We start from the raw sequence: 20,301 nt of genomic DNA, 5'->3' as shown, positions 1-20,301 counted from the left end.
TGACGCTTGTCGAATCAGATGGGACTCTTGACCCAACGACATCGATAGACGTCGAAACAGCGAGGAGTCGAATCGTGAACGCGTCCACCAGCGATCTGCCCGTCGTGATCATCGGCGCGGGCCCTGTCGGCCTGGCCGCAGCCGCCCACCTCGTCGAGCGCGACATCGAACCACTGGTGCTGGAGGCCGGTCCCACGGCAGGGGCGGCGGTGCGCGAGTGGGCGCACGTGCGGCTCTTCTCCACCTGGAGCGAACTCACCGACCCGGCGGCCGAGAAGCTCCTCGCCCCCACCGGCTGGGTGAAGCCCGAGGCGAAGACGTACCCGACGGGTGGTGACTGGGCGGAGCAGTACCTCCAGCCGCTCGCCGACGTCCTCGGCGGCAAGGTGCGACTCGGCGCCAAGGTCACCGGCGTCTCGCGCGCAGGCCGCGACCGGATCGTCGACGCCGGCCGCGAGACCCAGCCCTTCACCGTCCACGTCACGTACGCCGACGGCCGCGAGGGGCGCGTCCTTGCCCGTGCCGTCGTCGACGCCTCCGGGACGTGGGCCGTCCCGAGCCCGGCCGGCGGCGACGGCCTCCCGGCCCTCGGAGAGCGCTCGGCGGCCGACCGTATCTCTTACCGGGTGCCGGATCTGAACGACCCTGCCGTACGGGTCCGTTACGCGGGGAAGCGCACCGCCGTCATCGGCTCCGGCGCCTCCGCCTTCACCGCCCTGGCCTCCCTCGCCGACCTGGCGAAGTCCGAGGACGGCACTGGTACACACTCCACCTGGATCCTGCGCCGCGGCATCTCCGGCTCCACCTTCGGCGGCGGCAGCGCCGACCAGCTCCCCGCCCGCGGTGCGCTCGGCCTCGCCGCGAAGGCCGCGGTCGACGAGGGCCACGCCGACGCGGTCGCCGGGTTCCGTGCACAGGAATTCGAGCGCGACGGGGACAGGCTGGTGCTCGTGGCGGAGGACGGACGCCGACTCGACCCGGTCGACGAGGTGATCGTCCTCACCGGCCTGCGCCCCGACCTCTCCTTCCTCGACGAGCTGCGCCTCGGGCTCGACGAGCGGCTGCAGGCCCCGGTCGCCCTCGCCCCGCTGATCGACCCCAACCAGCACTCCTGCGGCACCGTCTACCCGCACGGCCACCGCGAGCTCGCCCACCCCGAGGAGGGCGTCTACCTCGTCGGCATGAAGTCCTACGGCCGGGCACCCACGTTCCTGGCGATGACCGGCTATGAGCAGGTCCGCTCCGTCGCCGCCGCCATCGCCGGCGACCTCGACGCCGCCGACCGCGTCGAACTCACCCTCCCCGAGACCGGGGTCTGCGGCGGCTCCGGCCTCTTCGACGACCCCGAGGCCCAGTCCAACGACTCCGGCGGCTGCTGCGCCCCCGCCCCGCAGCTCGTCCAGCTCGGCGCACCGGCCGCCGCCCTGCCGGTCGTCGACGAGCAGTCGACGGGCGGCTGCTGCGGCTAGTGACCGGCCTCGACACCCCAGCGCGCGGAGCCGCGACCGGCTCGCGGAACCGGTCCAGGCATCTGCGCCAGGTCCTCGGTGACCGGGTCGCCTCCCGCCTCTCCGAGATGTCCGAACGCGCTCCCCGGCGCGCTCGGCTCTCCGGCTGCCGAGGTGCGCGACCTTCAGCGGCAGCACGCCACACGATCTGACCGCGATCTTCGCAGTCTCGCTCGCCTCTCCCCACCCCGTGCCATGCTCCCGCCTGCCCGCCGGCGTCGAGCATCAGCTCACCGTCGTCCACGCGGGAACACTGCGGCAGCGGAGAGCGCGCGGACCGGAGCGGGACGGGCAGCGGGCGGGCCCGAAACTTCGGGAAGTTCTCGGGAAATCCAGCCGCCAGAGGCCGCCTCTGACCGGATTCAGCCGACCGGATCAAGCCATCGGGGCTGCCCGTCCCGAGCCGCCCACCCCGACTGAAAACCGCCCCTGACCAGCAAAAAGGACCCTCCCGAAGGAGGGTCCCGGTGTTGCGCCCCCGGCAGGACTCGAACCTGCGGCCAAGTGCTTAGAAGGCACCTGCTCTATCCGCTGAGCTACGGGGGCCGGTGGTGATCGGGTCAAGGATAGGGGTCCCATCGGCCTGGCCCGGTTGCTTCACCTGCGTGGCACGATGTGGAGGTTCGGTGAAGCGGTCCGATAATCGCAGGCAGGTGCGATTCGTGCAGCGCTTTTCGCGCCACTCGGGCCGGGTGTTGTGCAGTCGTTATGCCCAGGGTCCCCGGCTACATCCGTTCGGTCGGCGCGCAGAGCCCCAATACGCTTCAAAAAGGCTCCAAAATTGGGCATTCTTCGCATGTGGTGACCTTGGACGAACGGCCTCAGCTGATCGACGCACTCTCCGCCCTGCGCGACCGTGTCGCCGCCGTGCGTCTCCCTCTCCCCCTCCCCGGCGCCCTCCGTGCCCGGCAGACCCGGGCCGAGCTGCTCGCCCAGCTCGACGACTACCTCGTGCCCCGTCTGAAGGATCCCGACGCGCCGCTGCTCGCGGTCGTCGGCGGGTCCACCGGGGCCGGGAAGTCCACGCTGGTCAACTCGCTGGTGGGGCGCCGCGTCAGCGAAGCCGGAGTGCTCAGACCCACCACCCGCACACCCGTCCTGGTCTGCCACCCCGAGGACCACCACTGGTTCGCCGGAATGCGCGTGCTGCCGCAGCTCACCCGCGTCTGGCTGCCCCAGCAGGAAGACGACCACCCCGCCGAGGAGCCCCCCGAGGACAACGCCCTGCGCGTCGAGACCGCCGCCACCCTGCCCCGCGGGCTGGCCCTCCTCGATGCGCCCGACATCGACTCGCTCGTCGTCGAGAACCGGCTGCTCGCCGCCGAGTTGATCTGCGCCGCCGACATCTGGATCCTGGTCACCACCGCGTCCCGCTACGCCGACGCCGTCCCCTGGCACCTCCTCCGTACCGCCAAGGAGTACAACGCCACCCTCGTCACCGTCCTCGACCGCGTGCCCCACCAGGTCATCACCGAGGTCTCCCGGCAGTACGAGGCACTCCTCGACAAGGCCGGCCTCGGCGACATGCCCCGCTTCACCATCCCCGAACTCCCCGAGTCCACCGGCGGCGGCAGCGGGCTCCTGCCCGACAACGCCGTCGCCCCGCTGCGCGGCTGGCTCACCCACTGCGCCCAGGACCCCGCCGCCCGCCAGCAGGCAGTCGGCCGGACCGCCGCCGGGGTGATCGACTCGCTCGACACCCGCATGCCGGAGCTCGCCGGTGCGGTCGCGGCCCAGTACGCCGCCGCGGTACGGCTCGGCGGCGCCGTCGAGGCCGCGTACGAGGAGCAGGGGCGGCGGGTCCGGGAACAGGTCCGCCGCGGCGCCGTACTCGCCGGTGACGCCCGCACCCGCTGGCGCGGCTATCCCCGCGACAGCTCCGCCGACGAACTCCTCGACTCCCTCGTCGAGTCGCTCGCCGCACTCGTGCAGTGCGCCGTCGCCGCCGCCGACGAGCGGGTACGGGACGCCTGGCGCCGCGAGCCCGCCGCGGGCGCACTCGCCCCGGCCGCCACACCCGTGGGCCGGAGCAAGGGCGAGGGCAAGGACGCCGGCGAGCGGATCGCCATGACCGTACGGCACTGGCGCCGCGTCCTGGAGGAGATGGTCGAGGAGGAGGTACGGGAGATGGAGCGCCCGGCCACCGCCCGGGGCGGCAAGCGCGCGGCCGCCGCCGCGGCACCCGACACCGGGACCCTCACCGCACTCCTCGCCGCGGTGCTCCTCGGCGGCCGCCGCACCCGGGCCGCGGGCGACCGCCTGGCCGAACTCCTCGGCGCCCAGGGCGCCCTGCGACTGCGCGACCGGGGCGGCGAACTCGTCGCCACGTGCCTCGACCGCGCCCTGCACACCGAACGCGACCGGCGTCTCGCGCCCCTCGACGCCCTCGACGTGACCCCCGAGCCGCAGGCCGAGCTGATCGCCGCGCTCTCCGTACTGCAGAAGGAGAAGTGACGCCCGTGGAGCCAGTGGACGTACCTGACCCGGCCGAGGCACCCAAGGGACCCGATGGATCCGAGGGGTTGAGGGGACGTGAGCGACACGAGGGGCCCGACGGACCTGGCGCGGGTGACGCACCTGGTACGCGCGACGCCCTTGGTGCGCGCAGCACGGTGGGTGCGGTGGGTGCGGTAGGCGCTGTGGACGAGGTACGGGGGTCTTCCGGCGCGAAGGAGCGCGGCGGGGGCCGGGACCGGAGCCCGGACGGGGGCCCGGAGGGAGGCCGCGACCGGGACCGCGACCGGGCTCGCGGAGATGACCGGGGCCGTGACCGGGCTCGGGAAGATGGCCGGGACCGCACCGGCGGCCGGGCCCGGGAAAGGCGCCGCGACCGCGCCCCCGGCCGGGGCGGCTTCCTGGACGACGGTCGCGAGCCCGCCGCCGCCCGCTGGGACGACGGTCTCATCGCCCGCCGCGCCTCCGAGCGCGCCCACCCCGCGGGCGAGCAGTCCACCGAACCCTCCTCCGCCGGCCCCGCCGACGGTCACGACGATGACGACGACGGCGCCTTCCCGCCCCTGGGCGGCGCCTACGGCGGTGCCCTGCGCACCCGCCTGGACGCCCTTCACGAGCTGGTCGGGCTGTCCCGTACCCGGGTCGAGAACGACGCCCTCGCCGAGGCCGGGAGGGTGCTCGACGAGGCCGCCGCGCGACAGCGGCTCTCGGCCCGGCACACCGTCGTCGCCATCGCCGGGGCCACCGGCAGCGGAAAGTCGGCCCTCTTCAACGCCCTCGCCGGCGTCCCCGTATCGGAGACCGGGCTGCGGCGCCCCACCACCGCCGCCCCGATCGCGCTCAGCTGGTCCGAGGGCTCCGCGGGCCTGCTGGACCGGCTCGGCATCCCCGGCCGGCTGCGCCGCAGGCCGCTCGCGGGCGGCGCGGGCGACGCCGATCTGCAGGGTCTCGTCCTCATCGACCTGCCCGACCACGACTCGGCCGTCACCACCCACCGCGAGCAGGTGGAGCGGCTGCTCGGTCTGGTCGACGCGGTGATCTGGGTGGTCGACCCGGAGAAGTACGCCGACGCCGCGCTCCACGAGCGCTATCTGCAGCCGCTCGCCGGGCACTCCGAGATCACCTTCGTCGTCCTCAACCAGATCGACCGGCTCGGCACCGAGGCCGCCGATCTGGTCCTCGACGACCTGCGTCGACTGCTCGACGAGGACGGCATGGCACTCGGCGAGCACGGCGAGCCGGGCGCGACCGTGCTCGCCCTGTCCGCGCTGACCGGGGAGGGCGTGGCGGAACTGCGCGAACTGCTCGGCCGCTTCGTCCAGGAGCGCACCGCGCCCGAGCGCCGCCTCGCCGCCGACGTGGACGCCGCCACGGCCCGGCTGCGGCCGGTGTTCGTCGCGGACGGGCGGCCCGGGCTGGGGGAGCGGGCCCGGGAGGAGTTCGCCGACCGGCTCGCGATCGCGGTCGGCGCGCAGGCGGCCGGCGAGGCCGCCGAACGGGTCTGGCGGCGCAACGCGATCCGCGCCTGCGGGACGCCGTGGCTGCGGCTCTACCGCTGGTACGAGCGGGTCCGTACGCACGGCAGCACCGATCCGCGCCTGGAGAGCCCGGTCGAGGACGAGCTGACCGCACGTCAGCGGGTCGAGCAGGCGGTACGGATCGTCTCCGACGACGCCTCGTGCGGGCTGCCGGGTCCGTGGGCGCAGGCGGTGCGGGAGGCGGCGCTGCGCGGGGCGGACGGGCTGCCGGAGGCGCTGGACGAGCTGACGGTGACCATGGGCGACCCGGCGGCCCGGCCGCCGCGCCCGGCGTGGTGGCCTGCCGCGGTCCTCGCCCAGGTGGTGATGACCTTCCTGCAGATCTTCGGCGCGCTGTGGCTGGTGGGCCAGATCGTGGGTGTCGTGGAGCCGCTGCTGTGGCCGCCTGTCCTGATCATGGTCGCGGGGATCGTCGGCGGTCCGCTGGTGGAGTGGGCGTGTGCGGCGGCGGTACGGGGACCGGCCAGGCGCTACGGGCAGGAGGCCGAGCGCAAGCTGCGCGAGGCGGCCGCGGCCTGCGGCAGGGCCCGGGTGCTCGACCCGATCGCGGCCGAGCTGATGCGCTACCGGGAGGTGCGCGAGCAGTACGTCACGGCCTCGGGCGCGACGCGGGTGGCGAGCCGGGTCGCCCGGTTCGGCGGCACGCGCTTCGGGCCGGCACGGGCGGGTGTCGCCCGGGTGAGGTGAGACGAGAGGAGGGCGCCGAGGTCGGGTGAGACGAGGTGAGGTGGGGCGAAACGCCCCCTTCGAGTGGCGGAGTTGTCCACAACTGCCCCCTTGTCCACAGGCTTCGGCGGGTTTCTCCGGTTCGGTCCAGCATGGATTCCGTGAAGGACGAACGGACCGACGGCCGACGAGCCGACGGGCCGACAGGCGGACGAACGGGAGATGTGGGCGATGAACGAGACGACGGTGACCCTGGTGGGCAACGTGGCGACGAACGTGGAGTACCGGGAGACGGCCACGGGCGGAGTGGCGCGCTTCCGCTTCGCGGTGACCGCGCGCCGCTGGGACCGGGAGCGGGCGGTGTGGACGGACGGTTCCACGAGCTTCTACACGGTGTCCGCCTGGCGCTCGCTGGGGGCGAATCTGGCGGCCTCGGTCTCGGTGGGCGAACCGCTCGTGGTGCACGGCAGGTTGAAGGTGCGGGAGGAGGAGCTCGACGGCCGGCGGAAGACCTTCGTGGACGTCCACGCGGTCGCGGTCGGCCACGACCTGACGAGGGGTACGGCGGCTTTCCGCCGCTCGGTACGGCAGAATCCGGAAACTCCCGTACCGGAATGGAGGATTCCGGATTCCTCGACACCGACCTCCGGTCCCGCGTCCGCGTTCGCCGCCGAAACCGTGTCGAAATCCCGACCTGGCTCCAGGCCTGAACCCGCGCCTGCACCTGCACTTGGGCCGGGCCCCGGGGCCGAAAATGGTCCTGAATCCGACCCTGGCACCCGCCCTGAACGCGGACGGACTCCAGCGGTCGACTACCCTCTGGTAACGGTGTCCTGACCTTCCGTTGTGGGGATTTGTCGATACCGTGACCAGCGGTTTCGCGGTCAACTTCCCCCGTTGATAACGATTTCGAGTCGGAATGGTTATCAGGTCGTACGACTGGACACCGGGGTCTTCCCCCTCCCTAGGATTCCCGGGTACTCATGAGGCACTTGCTTCCAGTGGGTCAGCGAGTCTTGGGTCAAGTGAGTTTGCTGAGCGGGTGCTCCCCCCACGCGTATCGATCGATGACGCGGAGCAGCCCGCACGGAGGGGAAATCCATGTTTTCTGTACGGAGGCGCGGCGTTGCCCGCCTTACCGCCGCGACCGTGGTCTCGGGCCTCGTCGCCGCGGGTGCCATAGCCATCGCGGGACCGGCGATGGCCGAGGGCAGCAGCGGCGGCGTCGCCGCGACGCTGGGACGGCTTGCCGAGTCGGGTGAGATCAACATCACCGTCAAGAACGACAAGGGGCAGCTCGAGACCGACACTTACAAGGGCGGTCTGTTCTACCTCGACGTCAATGGCGGCGGTTCGCTCAAGGCCTACTGCATCGACCTGTTCACGCCGACCCAGTCGGGTACGAAGTACAAGGAGGTCGGTTGGGACGAGTCGACTCTCCACAACAACGCGGACGCGGGCAAGATCCGGTGGATCCTGCAGAACTCGTACCCTGAGGTCGACGACCTGACTGCGCTGGCGACCAAGGCCAACGTCAAGGGTGGCCTGACCGAGAACGAGGCTGCAGCGGCCACCCAGGCGGCGATCTGGCACTTCTCGGACAAGGTCGAGGCCGCTCCGACGGACGCCGAGGCCAAGCAGCTGACCGACTATCTCGTCGCTAAGGCGGAAAAGGCCGAAGACCTGGACGAGCCGGCGGCCACGCTGGGTGTCTCCAAGACCTCGCTGGCCGGAAAGGCCGGCACCCGCATCGGCCCGACCAAGGTGAGCACCAACGCCTCCTCGGGTGCGGCCACGGTCTCCCTGGCCGCCGATGCCCCGAAGGGTGTTCAGGTCGTCGACAAGGACGGCAAGCCCGTCACCACGGCCAAGGACGGCGACGAGCTCTATGTCGACGTGCCGGCTGGTACTCCCGACGGCTCCGCCAAGGTGAGCCTGCAGGCCAGCACGAAGGTCAACATCGGCCGCGCCTTCGCGAGCGTCACGGAGAAGCGCAAGCAGACCCTGATCCTCGCCGGTAGCAGCGAGACCTCGGCCAAGGCCGAGTTCGACGCGACCTGGGCCAAGCAGGGCGCCGTCCCGGCCGTCGACTTCAAGGAGAACTGCGCCAAGGGCGGTGTGGACATCACTGTCTCCAACAAGGGTGACGAGGCCTGGGATGTCGACCTGAAGGGCGTGAAGTACTCGATCGCCGCCGGCGAATCCAAGACGGTCACTGTTCCGGTCGCTGAGGACGCCGAGTACAACTTCACGATCACCGGTCCGAACGGCTTCGAGAAGACCGTCAAGGGTGTCCTCGACTGCAAGACGGCCACGCCTGGCCCGAAGCCGTCCGAGACCCCGACCGACACCCCGTCGCCGTCCCAGACCCCGGCGACCGGTGGCACCACCTCCGGCTCCACCACCGGTGGCGGCGACCTCGCCGAGACCGGTAGCTCCAACGCCACCCCGATGATCGCCGGCATCGCCGTCGCGCTCCTCGCGGTCGGCGGCTGCGCGGTCTTCTTCCTCCGCAAGAAGAAGGCGGCCGGCCAGTAAGGCCCCCGGGCCGCCCTGAGGGGCGCCCACACGCAACGGCCCCGCCGCGCACCGCGCGGCGGGGCCGTCGCGCTGCCGCCTGCAGCCCACCTGCCTGCGGGCTGCGCCCGCACGCCACGCGCCACCACGCACGCCTTCACGCCACGCACCGTGACCGTTCCGCCACGCCAGCGCCGCACAACCCCCAGGTCAGGCGCTCCCCGAAGTACTGGTTTCCGCCTCGGGGGGCCGGTCAGGCAAGATGGGGTCTATCTGCCCACTCACTCTTTGCCGGACGGTTTCTCTTGGCTGAGTACATCTACACCATGCGCAAGACGCGCAAGGCGCACGGCGACAAGGTCATCCTCGATGACGTGACGCTGAGCTTCCTGCCCGGTGCGAAGATCGGTGTGGTCGGCCCGAACGGTGCCGGTAAGTCCACCGTGCTGAAGATCATGGCCGGTCTGGAGCAGCCCTCCAACGGTGACGCGTTCCTCACCCCGGGCTTCTCCGTCGGCATCCTCATGCAGGAGCCGAAGCTCGACGAGTCCAAGACGGTCCTGGAGAACGTCCAGGACGGCGTCGCCGTGATCAAGGGCAAGCTCGACCGGTTCAACGCGATCGCCGAAGAGATGGCGACGAACTACACCGACGAGCTCATGGAGGAGATGGGCAAGCTCCAGGACGACCTGGACCACGCCAACGCGTGGGACCTCGACGCCCAGCTGGAGCAGGCCATGGACGCTCTGGGCTGCCCGCCCGGCGACTGGCCGGTCAACAACCTCTCCGGTGGTGAGAAGCGCCGCGTCGCGCTCTGCAAGCTGCTGCTCGAGGCCCCCGACCTGCTGCTGCTCGACGAGCCCACCAACCACCTCGACGCCGAGTCGGTGAACTGGCTGGAGCAGCACCTCGCCCAGTACAAGGGCACCGTGGTGGCCATCACCCACGACCGGTACTTCCTCGACAACGTGGCCGAGTGGATCCTCGAGCTCGACCGCGGCCGCGCCATCCCGTACGAGGGCAACTACTCGACCTACCTCACCAAGAAGTCCGAGCGGCTCAAGGTCGAGGGCAAGAAGGACGAGAAGCGCCAGAAGCGCCTCAAGGAAGAGCTCGAGTGGGTGCGGTCGAACGCCAAGGGGCGTCAGGCCAAGTCCAAGGCCCGCCTCGCGCGCTACGAGGAGATGGCCGCCGAGGCCGAGAAGATGCGGAAGCTGGACTTCGAGGAGATCCAGATCCCGCCGGGCCCGCGCCTGGGCTCCGTCGTCGTCGAGGTGAACAACCTCAACAAGGCCTTCGGTGACAAGGTCCTCATCGACGACCTCAGCTTCACCCTGCCGCGCAACGGCATCGTCGGCATCATCGGCCCGAACGGCGCCGGCAAGACCACGCTCTTCAAGATGATCCAGGGTCTGGAGACCCCGGACTCCGGCGAGATCAAGATCGGTGAGACGGTCAAGATCTCGTACGTCGACCAGGGCCGCGCCAACATCGACCCGAAGAAGACCCTCTGGGCGGTCGTCTCGGACGAGCTGGACTACATCAACGTCGGCCAGGTCGAGATGCCGTCCCGCGCGTACGTCAGCGCGTTCGGCTTCAAGGGCCCGGACCAGCAGAAGCCGGCCGGCGTGCTCTCCGGTGGTGAGCGCAACCGCCTCAACCTGGCGCTCACCCTCAAGCAGGGCGGCAACCTGCTGCTCCTCGACGAGCCGACCAACGACCTCGACGTCGAGACCCTGTCCTCGCTCGAGAACGCGCTCCTCGAGTTCCCCGGCTGCGCCGTGGTCGTCTCCCACGACCGCTGGTTCCTCGACCGGGTCGCCACGCACATCCTGGCGTACGAGGGCGACTCCAAGTGGTTCTGGTTCGAGGGCAACTTCGAGTCGTACGAGAAGAACAAGATCGAGCGGCTCGGCCCGGACGCCACCCGTCCGCACCGCGCCACCTACAAGAAGCTGACCCGAGGCTGATCGGTTCATGGCTCGGCACCTCTACTCCTGCCCCCTGCGCTGGTCGGACATGGACGCCTTCGGCCACGTCAACAACGTGGTCTTCCTCCGCTATCTGGAGGAGGCGCGGATCGACTTCATGTTCCGGCTGGCGCCGGGCGACGGGAGCCCGTCGTTCTCCGGCGGGTCCGTCGTGGCCCGTCACGAGATCGACTACCTGCGGCCGCTGGTCCACCGGCACCAGCCGGTGACCATCGAGTCGTGGGTCACGAAGATCGGCGCGGCCTCGCTGACGATCGCGTACGAGATCAAGGACCCCGACGTCACGTACGTACGGGCGTCGACGGTCGTCGTGCCGTTCAACCTGGAGGAGCAGCGCCCGCGGCGGATCTCCGACGAGGAGCGGTCGTTCCTCAAGGAGTACATGGACGACGGGATGACGTCCGCAGCATGACCGCCATCGCGCCGCTGCACTTCGACGACGCCCGGGAGGCGGCGGGACTCGCCGCCTTCCTGCGCCGTCTGCTGCACTACGACCGCGCCGCCGCCGTCCGCCTCCAGGCCGGCGGCGGCGCGGTCGCCGTGTTCGGCCGTCCTCCGTCCTTCGAGGTCCTCGCGATCCGCACGGCCCGGCTGGTCGACGCGGTCGACCTCGACGTGACCGTCTCTGCCGGCGAACTCCTCGAAGGCATCGAGGAGTCGGCGGGCAAGGCGGTCGTTCCCGACACCGTCACCGGCCCGCCGTGGGCCGGGGTCCTGCCGCCCCGCGGCGGCTGGGAGCCGGTCGCCGGGCTGCCGCCCGTCACCGAGATGAGGGGCGCGGTCGCCGCAGCCGTGACCGAGTTCCGCGGCCGCGACGAGGCCCTGCCCGAGGAGCGGCGCACCCGCGCCGAGCGCGACCGCATCGGCCGCGAGATCTGGTCCCGGACGCTGGCCGGCACCGGTCTGCCGCTGCGCGCCGTGCACGCGGCCCAGTCGCTCGGCTTCCTGCCCCCGCTGCCCGACGAGGAGCTTCCGGTGGCGCTCTTCGCCTCCGGCCCGTGGCTCCGGCTCCGCACCCCGTACGGCTCGATCGCCCTGCGGACCGTCCCGATGCCGCTGAGCGTGGCACCGGGCGCCGCCCGGTGACCCCCGCACCGGACGGGATAAGCGTCCTCGTCGACGCCGAGCTCACCGGCCCCGAGCTGAACGGGCTCTTCCACGCCTCCTGGCCCGGGCACCGGGACACCGACTTCGCCCCGGTCCTCGCCCGCCGTCTGCTGCACGTCACCGCACGCCGGGACGGGCGGCTCGTCGGCTACGTGAACGTGGCCGGCGACGGCGGTGCGCACGCGTTCCTGCTCGACACGACCGTCCACCCGGACGAGCGCCGCAAGGGGCTCGGCGTGGCGCTCGTACGGGCCGCCGCCGAGGCCGCGCGCGAGCGCGGGGCGCACTGGCTGCACGTCGACTTCGAGCCGCACCTCACGGGCTTCCACGAGCGGTGCGGCTTCCGGCCCACCGCCGCCGGGCTCATGGCGCTCGGCCGCTGACCCGGTCGCCGCGGCCCTCCGCCGCGATCGCGTAGGCCGAGGCCGCCGCGCAGAGCCCCAGCAGCACCGACGGCAGGACCAGTGAGCCGTGGGCGGTGTTCCGGCTCGCCAGGACCGGGTCCATGCGGTGGGCCGGGTCGTAGGCGATCCGTACCGGCTTGCCCCGGTCGCCGATCTTCTCCTCGGCCGAGAACTCCTTCGGGTACCCGCCGTCGCAGTCCAGCGGGTGGTGGAACAGCTGCTTCGGCCGCGGCGCGCCCTCGCCGAAGGTCGGGTGCCGGGTCACCGTGACCTTGCCGGCCACGACGCAGTCGGCGACCGCGCCCCGGACCCGCGAGTCCCGTGCCTCCACCCACACCGACCCCAGGCCCGCCACGAGCAGGCACACCGCGAAGACGCCGGCGCCGCCGCCCTCACGGAACAGGCTGTTGTGCGCGAGAAGGGCCACGGCGGTCAGGACGAGGCCCGCGAGGACGGCCGCGAACGTCCGCACGGGGCTGCGCATGCTCCAGCCGGCCCACAGGTGCAGCAGGACGCCGGCGGCGGCGGGAACGAGCAGCGCGCCGGCGTACGACAGGGCCTTTCTCATCGGACCCTCCGAAGCCTCATCAGTACCCCCCCGTAGAGGGACGGCCGCCCGTCGCGAAAGACGGACGACTGGCATCCCGGAGGGGGATGCGGCCATCCCCCGAGAGGGACGCCCTCCACAGGGACGCCCTCCACAGGGACGCCCTCCACAGGGAAGCCCTCCACAGGGAAGCCCTCCACACGGCCCCCGAGGGGGACGACCGCCCCCTTAGAGGGACGGCCGCCGTCGCGTGCCCGGTTCCACCGGCGTTGCGGCGGGCCGCCTCAGCCCTCCGCGTCGTCCGGCCACACCCCGATGTGGTCCTGCTCCAGCTCCAGGGCCACCCGGTGGCGCATGCCGAGCGCCTCGGTGTAGTCGGCGGGCAGCTGGAGCCGGCCGGCCCGGTCGAGCATCGCGTACTCCCGGGCCACCAGGGACTCCCGGCCCGCCTCGTCGACCTCGGTGCGGCGCAGTACCTCGGAGGAGGTGCGGCCGTCGCGGATGGCGACGGTGCGGCGGACCTCGGAGGCGACCGCCTGGTCGTGGGTGACGATCACGATCGTCGTGCCCAGCTCCTCGTTGGCCCGGCGGAACGCGGCGAAGACCTGCTCGCCGGTGGCCGAGTCCAGTTCGCCGGTCGGCTCGTCCGCGAGCAGCACCGACGGGTTGTTGGCGAGCGCGACGGCGATGGCCACGCGCTGCTGCTGTCCGCCGGAGAGCTGGTGCGGGCGCCGGTCGGCGAAGTCGGCGATGCCGAGCATCGCGAGCAGCTCCTCGGCCCGCCGCGCCTTCTGCTTCGCGCCCTTCCGCCCGTCCTTCAACTGCATCGGCAGCGCCACGTTCTGGGCGGCCGTCAGGTACGGGAGGAGGTTGCGCGCGGTCTGCTGCCACACGAAGCCGACGACCTCGCGGCGGTAGCGCAGCCGCGCCTTGCCGTCCATGGCGAGCAGGTCGCAGCCGGCGACCTTGGCCGCGCCTGCGGTGGGCACGTCGAGCCCGGCCAGGATGTTCATCAGGGTCGACTTGCCCGAGCCGGACGCGCCGACCAGGGCCATCAACTCGCCCTCCGTCACCAGCAGGTCGAGACCCTGGAGGGCCTGCACCTCCACCCCGTCCGTGGTGAAGATCCGCACCAGCCGGTCGCAGGCGATCAGCGCGTCATGGCCGTACGAGGGCCGGTCCCGGCGCTCCGTCGCCCGCCGCTCCAGCTCCTCCAGCGTCGTCGTGCCGGAGGTCTCCGAGGTCGTCGTCATCGTGCGTCTCCTGCCCTGAGTTCCTTGACCGAGCCCCTGCGGGCCACCCACCAGGCCTGCACACCGGCCACCGCGCCGGTGAGGACCACCACGCCGGCCGCCGGGACGCCCAGCGACCAGACGTCCGCGCGCAGCGCCGTGCCCAGCGCCATCGCCTCGTCCGGCGCGGCGGCCAGCGCCAGCCGGATCAGGTCGACGCCGGGCGAGAGCAGCGCGATCGTCGCCCAGCCGACCAGCGCGCCGCCGCCCGCCGCGAGCAGCGCCTGCGGCAGGGCCTCCAGGGCGAGCAGCCGCCGGCCCTGCCGGCGGGTGACGCCCATGGTGCGCAGCCGGGCGAGCAGGGTGGTGCGCTCGGGCGCGCTCTGCAGCAGGGAGAGCAGCACGGCGAGGACGGCGAAGCCCGCGCCGGCGCCGATGGCGGCCGGGTAGATGCGTTCGGCGCCGGTCTGCATCGGCGAGTCGACGTACCCGGCGCGCGTCTCCTCGCGCAGGACGACCTGCACGCTCCGGGCCTTCGCGGTGACCGCGGCCCGCAGGGCGCGGCCGTCGAGTGCGCCGTCCGTCCCGCCCGTGACGAGCAGCGAGGTGGCGGCCCGGTTGGTGAGGTCGTCGCCGTTGACGACGAGGAAGTCCTTGTCGGGCAGGGCCGGGGTGGCGGCGCGGACGGCGACCACCTTCACACGGAACCGGCCGGCCGCTGCGATGATCTCCATGGGCCGGCCGCCGAGGCGTTCGGCGACCCGCGGCGAGGCGATCGCGGGGACCACCCGGGTGGTGTTCCCGACGTGGCCGGGCCCGCCCGTGCCGGTGGACTTCAGCAGGGCGGCCGGGAACGCGCCGAAGCCGGTCCGCGCGGCCAGCCGGGCGTACGTGGCGGGCTCGACGCCGATCAGCGGGGCGCCCATGCCCTGGTCGGCGGTGCCCCGGTGGGAGGGCAGTTCGAGTCCGTACTCGACCTGTACGGGCGACACCTCGCGGACGCCGGCGACGCCGCGTACCGTCTCGGCGACCCCGGCCGGCAGCGGTGCCGAGGCCAGGTCGCCGACCACCCGGGCGTCCGCGCCGGTCTCCCGGTAGGCCGCCCGGTCGCGGACGTCGGAGACGCCGGAGAGCACCGCACCGCCGAACGCGGCCGTCGTGAGCGCGAGCAGCAGGGCGAGCAGCGGCAGGGTGCCGGAGGCCGCGGAGCGGCCGGCCCGGGCGAGCGACAGGAAGCCGACGGCGCCGCGCAGCCGGCGGGCGGGGCGGGCGGCCCAGCGCAGCGGCAGCGGATAGAGCCGTACGAGCACGAACGCGGCGATCAGTCCGACGAGCACCGGCGCGGCGCTGACCAGGTGGTCGCCGGCGTCGCCGGTGCCGCGGCGGCGCAGCGCGGTGACGGCGCCCACCGCGAGGACGAGGAAGGTGAGTTCGGCGATCGTGCGGCGTGCGGAGGGCCGGGCGGTGATCAGGTCCTCGCGCGCGCCGTGCAGCCGGGGCCGCCGGTGCAGGAACACCGCGCGGAGCGGAAGCACCAGGGAGGCGACCACGGCGACGCCCGCCGCACCCAGGCAGGCGGGCAGGAGCCGGGCCCCGGCGCCGCCGCTGAGGAGCAGCGCGAGCAGCAGGCCGAGGGCGGCGGCGGGGACGGCGACCGCGGCGGTCTCGCCGAGCAGCCGGACGCCGATGCCGGTCAGGGACGCGCCGCGGGAGCGCAGCAGGGCGAGCTCGGCGTGCCGGCGGGTGGTGAAGAGGCCGCCGGTCATGGCGAGCACGACGGCCGCGACCGCGCCGATGCCGAAGGTGGCGACGGCGACGACCGAGGCGATGGCGGCCCGGGTGCCCGCGTATCCGGCGACGATCCCGTCGAGGTCGGTGGCGAAGGCCCCGCCGTCGCCGAGGATGTCGCGCAGCTGCACCAGGGCGGGTCCGTCGCCGGCGGAGCCGAGGGCGGCGGTGAGGCGTTCGGTGTCCTGGGCGGTGAGGTGGCGGACGTCGGGCGTGAACCGCCAGTACTTCTCGGGTTCGCCGAGGGTGCCGACCGTGCCGGGCGCGCTCTCGGGCGCCAGGAGCAGCGTGCCCACCCAGTAGGTGCGGGGCTCGGCCTCGGGCGTGGCCGCGAGGAACGGCGTGTGCAGGCCCGGGTCGGTCGACCAGTAGGGACTGTCGGTGTCGCGCGGCTCGACGATGCCGGTGACGGTGATCGGCTTCGGTTCGCCGTCGACTCCGGGCACGTGGACGACGGAGCCGGCCTTCAGCCGGAGGGCCGTGGCGGTCCTCGTGGTGACGGCCGCCTCCATGCCGCCGCCGGGGGCGATCCGGGGCGCGCGGCCGGCGGTGAGCTTCGCGTGCTCGGTGAGGCCGGAGGGCGAGTCGAGGAAGAACTGGGGTGCGACGCCGTCCGGCCGCGCCAGCCACGGCTCGGGCGCGGACATCCGCTTGGTGGTGCGCACGCCGTACGCCGAGTCCGTGAGGTCGGCGCGCAGCGGCGTGGGAAGCGCCGGGAGCAGCCTGTCGCGGGTCGTGCGGAGCTTGTCCGGTGCGAACTCGGCCTGCCGCGCCTCCGGTGCGAGGCTGCTCGGCACGGTGGTGGTCAGCAGCAGCGCGCTGTTGCGGGGCTCGGCCGTGTCGACGGCGTGCCACAGGCCCGCGGTCTCGTACGTGTCGACGGCGCGCGGCAGGGCCGCGGCGAGGAAGGCCGTGACGAGGACGAGCAGACCGTAGGCGAGTGCCGCGCCCGGGGCGGTCCGCAGCCGGGTACGGACCCAGGGGGCCACGGAGCGGGCGGGCTTGCGGGGCATGGCGTTCGCCCTTCCGCGAGCGGGGGTGGACGGCGGCTTCGGGGCGGCGGGGGCGGGCGGGGTCACTGGTCCCCCTGGGTGCGCAGGGTGACGGCCGGGTCGGTGCGGCGGAGCGCGATCACCGCGACGATCGCCAGCGGCAGCGTGGCCACTCCGGCGAGCAGCGACGCCACGTGGGCGAGCGGCAGTTCGACCAGGACGGCGGGCACCGGACGCTCGGCCTGACCGGTGAGCACGACCAGCGGGACGACCGCCCGGGTGAGCACGGTGCCGAGCGCCACGCCGACGAGCAGCCCGATGCCGACGAGCAGGCCCTGTTCTGCGGCGAGCAGCCGGGCGAGCCGGCGGCGTGGCGCGCCGAGCGCCCGCAGCACCCCGAACTCCCGGGACCGTTCTCGGAGCGAACCGGCCGAGGAGACGGCGAAGCCGACCGCGGCGAGCGCTGCCGCTGCCGCCGCGACGGCCATCAGCGCGGAGTTGGGGCCCGCGCCGAGCGGGTCGCCGAGCAGCTCGGCCGCGGCCTCGTCCCGTACGAGCACCAGCGCCGGGTCGGCGTCGGTGCGGGACCGGAGGGTCCTGGCGACCTCGTCGGCCCTGCCCGGCTCGGTGGTGAGCCACCACTCGGTGGGCGCCAGGATCGAGGCGGGTGATCCCGACAGGGCCCGGTTGACCGTGTGGAGGTCGACCAGGAGCGCACCGCCGTCCTCGGGCACGGCGTCGGGCGCGCCCGCGCTGACGGCGCGGGCGCCGAGGCCGGTGGTGGGCAGCTCGCGGACGACCGCGGCGATCCGCACCTTCAGGAGCGAGCCGCCGAAGCCGACGTTGACGGTGTCGCCCTGCTTCGCCCGGGCGGCGGTGAGGAACGCGTCGGTGGCGAGCGCCGGCACCGTCTCCGGCCGGACGCCGCGCGGGGCGGACAGCGTCAGCGTGTAGCCGTCCGTGCCCGGGCCGGCCTCGTTCGCGCCGACGACGAAGGGCATGCTCAGGAGGGTGCCGGCGGTGGACCCGCCGCGCACGGCGACGGCCGTGACCTCGCCGTTGTCGCGTTCGGCCGTGTAGTCGCCGGTCCAGGCGGCGAGCGAGCCGCGGGTGTCGACCGGCCGCCGGGCGCCGTCGGCGCCGGTCGTGCCGACGCCCTCGACGGCGAGCGCGTGGGAGCCGCCGCCGGCGGCCGCCTGTCCGCCGGCCTCGACACCGGTCAGGACGAAGCCGGTGGCGTCGGCCAGTTCGGGCAGGGCGACCTGGAGCCGGTGGGTGCTCCCGTCGGCCGGGAGGCTGCCGAGCAGCCGGCGGTACGGGACGCCGTAGCCGTCCTCCAGGACGACGGTGACCCGGGCGGGCGGGGTTCCGCGTGGCGCGGTGGTGCGCAGGTCGAGCGACAGGGCCCGGGTGCCCCCGGGCAGCGCGACGCCCGGGCGCGGCCCGGCCTTCGGCCGCACGGCGGCGAGGCGCTCGGCGGGCGAGCCGTCCGCGAGGTCGGGACGGAAGAGCATGCCGTCGGCGGCCCGCCGGGTGTCCATCGCGAGCACGGTGGCGTTGCGGCCGCCGAGGTCGGTGCTGCCGCGGTGCACGGGCGCCGCGCCGCGGACGCCCGCCGTGGCCGCGAGGCGTTCGGTCTGGGCGAGCTCGCCGGGGCCCGCGCTCAGCACCCGTACGCTCGCGCCGGTACGGAAGTCGGCCTGGTCGCGCTGCGAGCGGTCCCAGGAGTCGCGCTGGCCGATCGCGAGCATGCCCATGGCGACGGAGAGCACGAGCAGCAGCACCGGGCCGGCGCCGCGCAGCGGCCGGCGGCTGAACTGCCAGCCCGCGAGGGCCGCCGGCAGCCCCCGGCCGCCGGCCGCGCGCCGCTCGGCGAGCCGGGCCGCGGGCGGCAGCAGACGCAGCGTGAGGACGGTGCCGGCGAGCAGGGCGAGCGCCGGGGCGGCCACCAGGAGCGGGTCGACGCCGAGACCGCCGGAGCGGTCCCCGGCGAGCGCGCCGCCGCCGTCGCCGGTCTGCCGGTCGAGCTGCCAGTAGGCGACGCCCGCGACGAGCAGCAGACCGATGTCGGCGCCGGCCCGGACGGGCGCGGGCAGGGCGGTGCCGCGCCCCTTGCGCAGCGACACGGCGGCGCCGTCCCCGGCCGCGAGCGCCGGGGCGACGACCGCGGCGGCGCAGCACAGCGCGACCGCGGCGGCCACCAGCCAGACCGTCGGCGGGGGAACGACGCCGAGGCTGCCGCCGAGCGCGTCGAGCGTGGACCGGTCGGCGATCAGCCGGGTCAGCGGGCCCGCGAGCAGCGGCGCGGCGACGGCGGCGGGCAGTGCGAGCAGCAGCGCCTCGGCGGTGGCGAGTCCGGCGATCCGGCGGCGCGAGGCGCCGCGGGCCCGCAGCAGGTCGGTCTCGCCGGAGCGTTCGGTGCTGAGCAGCCGGGCGACGAGCAGCAGCGCGTACGCGGCGAGCAGCACCAGCTGCACCGCGACGATGGACAGCGTGGAGCGGGAGACCAGCAGGGCCCGGTCGGTGCGGTCCAGGACGGTCGGGAGCGAGGTGGCGGCGTTGACGGTGGTGCCGAAGCCCGCGGTGTCGGCGAGCAGTTCCTCGGGCCCCTCGGTCGCGGCGGCGCGCAGGTCGGCCATCCGGTCGGTGGTGAGACCGGTGTAGTCGGCGACGCCGAGCCAGGAGGTGTCGCCGGTGGTGAGCCGGCCGGAGCCGAGGACGGCGGGGTCGGCGAGCAGCGGTCCGTACGTGGTGAAGACGAGGGTCTTCACGCCGCGGCCGGCCGCCGGGTCGAGCTGCCAGTAGAGGTCGGCGATGTCGACGGGCCGGTAGACGCCGGTGATCCGGGTCGTCACGGTCGTGCCCGTGAGCCGGTCGGTGAGCTCGAGGACGGTGCCCGGGGCCACCTTCAGGCGGCGGGCGGCCTCCTCGGGCACCGCGCTCTCGACGGCGTCGCGCGGGCCGGCGGCCTTCGGCCAGGCGCCGCTGACCAGCGTGATCCGCGAGCGGTCGAGCGCGGCGAACTGGGTGAGGTCGGGCTCGCCCGCGCGGGCCGCGGGCGGCTGGAGCGAGCGGGGCAGCGCGTACGGGCCGGAGGTCTCCAGCTTGCGGACGGTGACCGGCAGCCCGGCGAAGGTCCGGTCGGCGCCGGCGCGGGCGGCGGCGTCGGCGCTCGCCCGCCGGTCGGCGGGTATCCGGCCGGTGACGACGAGCGTGGCGGCGGGCGCGGAGCGGCCCGTGAGGGTGCTCCGGAGGGCGGCGTCGCCGATGGAGGCCGAGAAGCCGGCCAGGGTGGCGAGGACGGAGGTGGTGAGGAGGACGGCGAGGAGGGCCGCGGAGAGGAGGAGACGGTGCGCCCTGACTCGTAGGAGTACGAAACCCGTCACCCGATTCCCCCCTGGAAACACCGCGATGAACCACGATCGTTCACTTTCGAACGTTCATCGGATGCTTTCAGAGGGCATCGGATCCGGTAACCGCTTTCGGACCCACCTTGACGCGATCGTGACCGTTATTCGGGGCTCGGTCGCCGGAATGTGTTCGTCCGTGAGCGGGCG

At 73.7% G+C, this 20,301-nt stretch carries 13 protein-coding genes and 1 tRNA gene; 9 read left to right on the top strand and 5 right to left on the bottom strand.

Annotated elements, in window-relative coordinates; genetic code table 11:
* Positions 1 to 74 precede the first annotated feature (74 nt).
* Entirely contained in the window at positions 75 to 1,469 is a 1,395-nt protein-coding gene (locus ACFY8W_RS29335) for an NAD(P)-binding domain-containing protein (protein ID WP_391111501.1), read from the top strand.
* A gap of 512 nt (positions 1,470 to 1,981) precedes the next feature.
* Here ACFY8W_RS29335 and ACFY8W_RS29330 read toward each other — a convergent pair.
* Positions 1,982 to 2,054 (bottom strand) — tRNA-Arg (locus ACFY8W_RS29330).
* 261 nt (positions 2,055 to 2,315) lie between these two features.
* Between ACFY8W_RS29330 and ACFY8W_RS29325 the strand changes: the two genes are divergently transcribed.
* The 8 genes from ACFY8W_RS29325 to ACFY8W_RS29290 all read left to right on the top strand — a co-directional run bounded on the left by ACFY8W_RS29325 (position 2,316) and on the right by ACFY8W_RS29290 (position 12,164).
* Positions 2,316 to 3,962 carry a dynamin family protein gene (locus tag ACFY8W_RS29325; protein WP_391112208.1) on the top strand — a complete coding sequence of 549 codons (1,647 nt, stop codon included), beginning with the start codon at positions 2,316 to 2,318 and terminating at the stop codon, positions 3,960 to 3,962.
* Between the two features lie 185 nt (positions 3,963 to 4,147).
* The gene (locus tag ACFY8W_RS29320; RefSeq protein WP_391111498.1) at positions 4,148 to 6,187 is read left to right on the top strand and encodes a GTPase; all 2,040 of its coding nucleotides are present in this window, start codon (positions 4,148 to 4,150) and stop codon (positions 6,185 to 6,187) included.
* Positions 6,188 to 6,397: 210 nt separating this feature from the next.
* Complete coding sequence (locus ACFY8W_RS29315; RefSeq protein ID WP_391111495.1) at positions 6,398 to 7,003, top strand: single-stranded DNA-binding protein; 606 nt, start codon at positions 6,398 to 6,400, stop codon at positions 7,001 to 7,003.
* A gap of 264 nt (positions 7,004 to 7,267) precedes the next feature.
* Positions 7,268 to 8,704, top strand: a complete 1,437-nt coding sequence (locus ACFY8W_RS29310) for a Cys-Gln thioester bond-forming surface protein (RefSeq protein WP_391111492.1) — start codon at positions 7,268 to 7,270, stop codon at positions 8,702 to 8,704.
* 284 nt (positions 8,705 to 8,988) lie between these two features.
* Positions 8,989 to 10,653, top strand: a complete 1,665-nt coding sequence (gene ettA, locus ACFY8W_RS29305) for an energy-dependent translational throttle protein EttA (RefSeq protein ID WP_391111490.1) — start codon at positions 8,989 to 8,991, stop codon at positions 10,651 to 10,653.
* A gap of 7 nt (positions 10,654 to 10,660) precedes the next feature.
* Positions 10,661 to 11,086 carry a thioesterase family protein gene (locus tag ACFY8W_RS29300; protein WP_391111488.1) on the top strand — a complete coding sequence of 142 codons (426 nt, stop codon included), beginning with the start codon at positions 10,661 to 10,663 and terminating at the stop codon, positions 11,084 to 11,086.
* Positions 11,083 to 11,760 carry a hypothetical protein gene (locus ACFY8W_RS29295; protein ID WP_391111485.1) on the top strand — a complete coding sequence of 226 codons (678 nt, stop codon included), beginning with the start codon at positions 11,083 to 11,085 and terminating at the stop codon, positions 11,758 to 11,760. The genes ACFY8W_RS29300 and ACFY8W_RS29295 overlap by 4 nt, the downstream gene beginning before the upstream one ends.
* Positions 11,757 to 12,164 (top strand): GNAT family N-acetyltransferase, encoded by a 408-nt coding sequence (locus ACFY8W_RS29290; protein WP_391111482.1) that lies wholly within the window; start codon positions 11,757 to 11,759, stop codon positions 12,162 to 12,164. Before ACFY8W_RS29295 ends, ACFY8W_RS29290 begins: the two co-directional genes overlap by 4 nt.
* On the opposite strand, the gene ACFY8W_RS29285 is transcribed toward ACFY8W_RS29290, so the two are convergent.
* The 4 genes from ACFY8W_RS29285 to ACFY8W_RS29270 form a co-directional block, all read right to left on the bottom strand.
* The gene (locus ACFY8W_RS29285) at positions 12,145 to 12,753 is read right to left on the bottom strand and encodes a hypothetical protein (protein ID WP_391111480.1); all 609 of its coding nucleotides are present in this window, start codon (positions 12,751 to 12,753) and stop codon (positions 12,145 to 12,147) included. The genes ACFY8W_RS29290 and ACFY8W_RS29285 overlap by 20 nt on opposite strands.
* Before the next feature lie 263 nt (positions 12,754 to 13,016).
* Positions 13,017 to 13,985: an ATP-binding cassette domain-containing protein gene (locus tag ACFY8W_RS29280; protein WP_391111477.1), complete on the bottom strand. Its 969-nt coding sequence runs from the start codon at positions 13,983 to 13,985 to the stop codon at positions 13,017 to 13,019.
* The gene (locus tag ACFY8W_RS29275) at positions 13,982 to 16,765 is read right to left on the bottom strand and encodes an FtsX-like permease family protein (protein ID WP_391111474.1); all 2,784 of its coding nucleotides are present in this window, start codon (positions 16,763 to 16,765) and stop codon (positions 13,982 to 13,984) included. The genes ACFY8W_RS29280 and ACFY8W_RS29275 overlap by 4 nt, the downstream gene beginning before the upstream one ends.
* Before the next feature lie 62 nt (positions 16,766 to 16,827).
* Positions 16,828 to 20,130, bottom strand: a complete 3,303-nt coding sequence (locus ACFY8W_RS29270; protein WP_391111472.1) for an FtsX-like permease family protein — start codon at positions 20,128 to 20,130, stop codon at positions 16,828 to 16,830.
* Between the last annotated feature and the right edge of the window lie 171 nt (positions 20,131 to 20,301).

Origin of the sequence: Streptomyces sp. NPDC012637, assembly GCF_042954805.1 — a bacterium.
In the GTDB taxonomy this organism is placed as follows: Bacteria; Actinomycetota; Actinomycetes; order Streptomycetales; family Streptomycetaceae; genus Streptomyces.
Note: the sequence above shows the minus strand (reverse complement) of the source record. Positions and strands in the feature narration are given on the sequence as shown.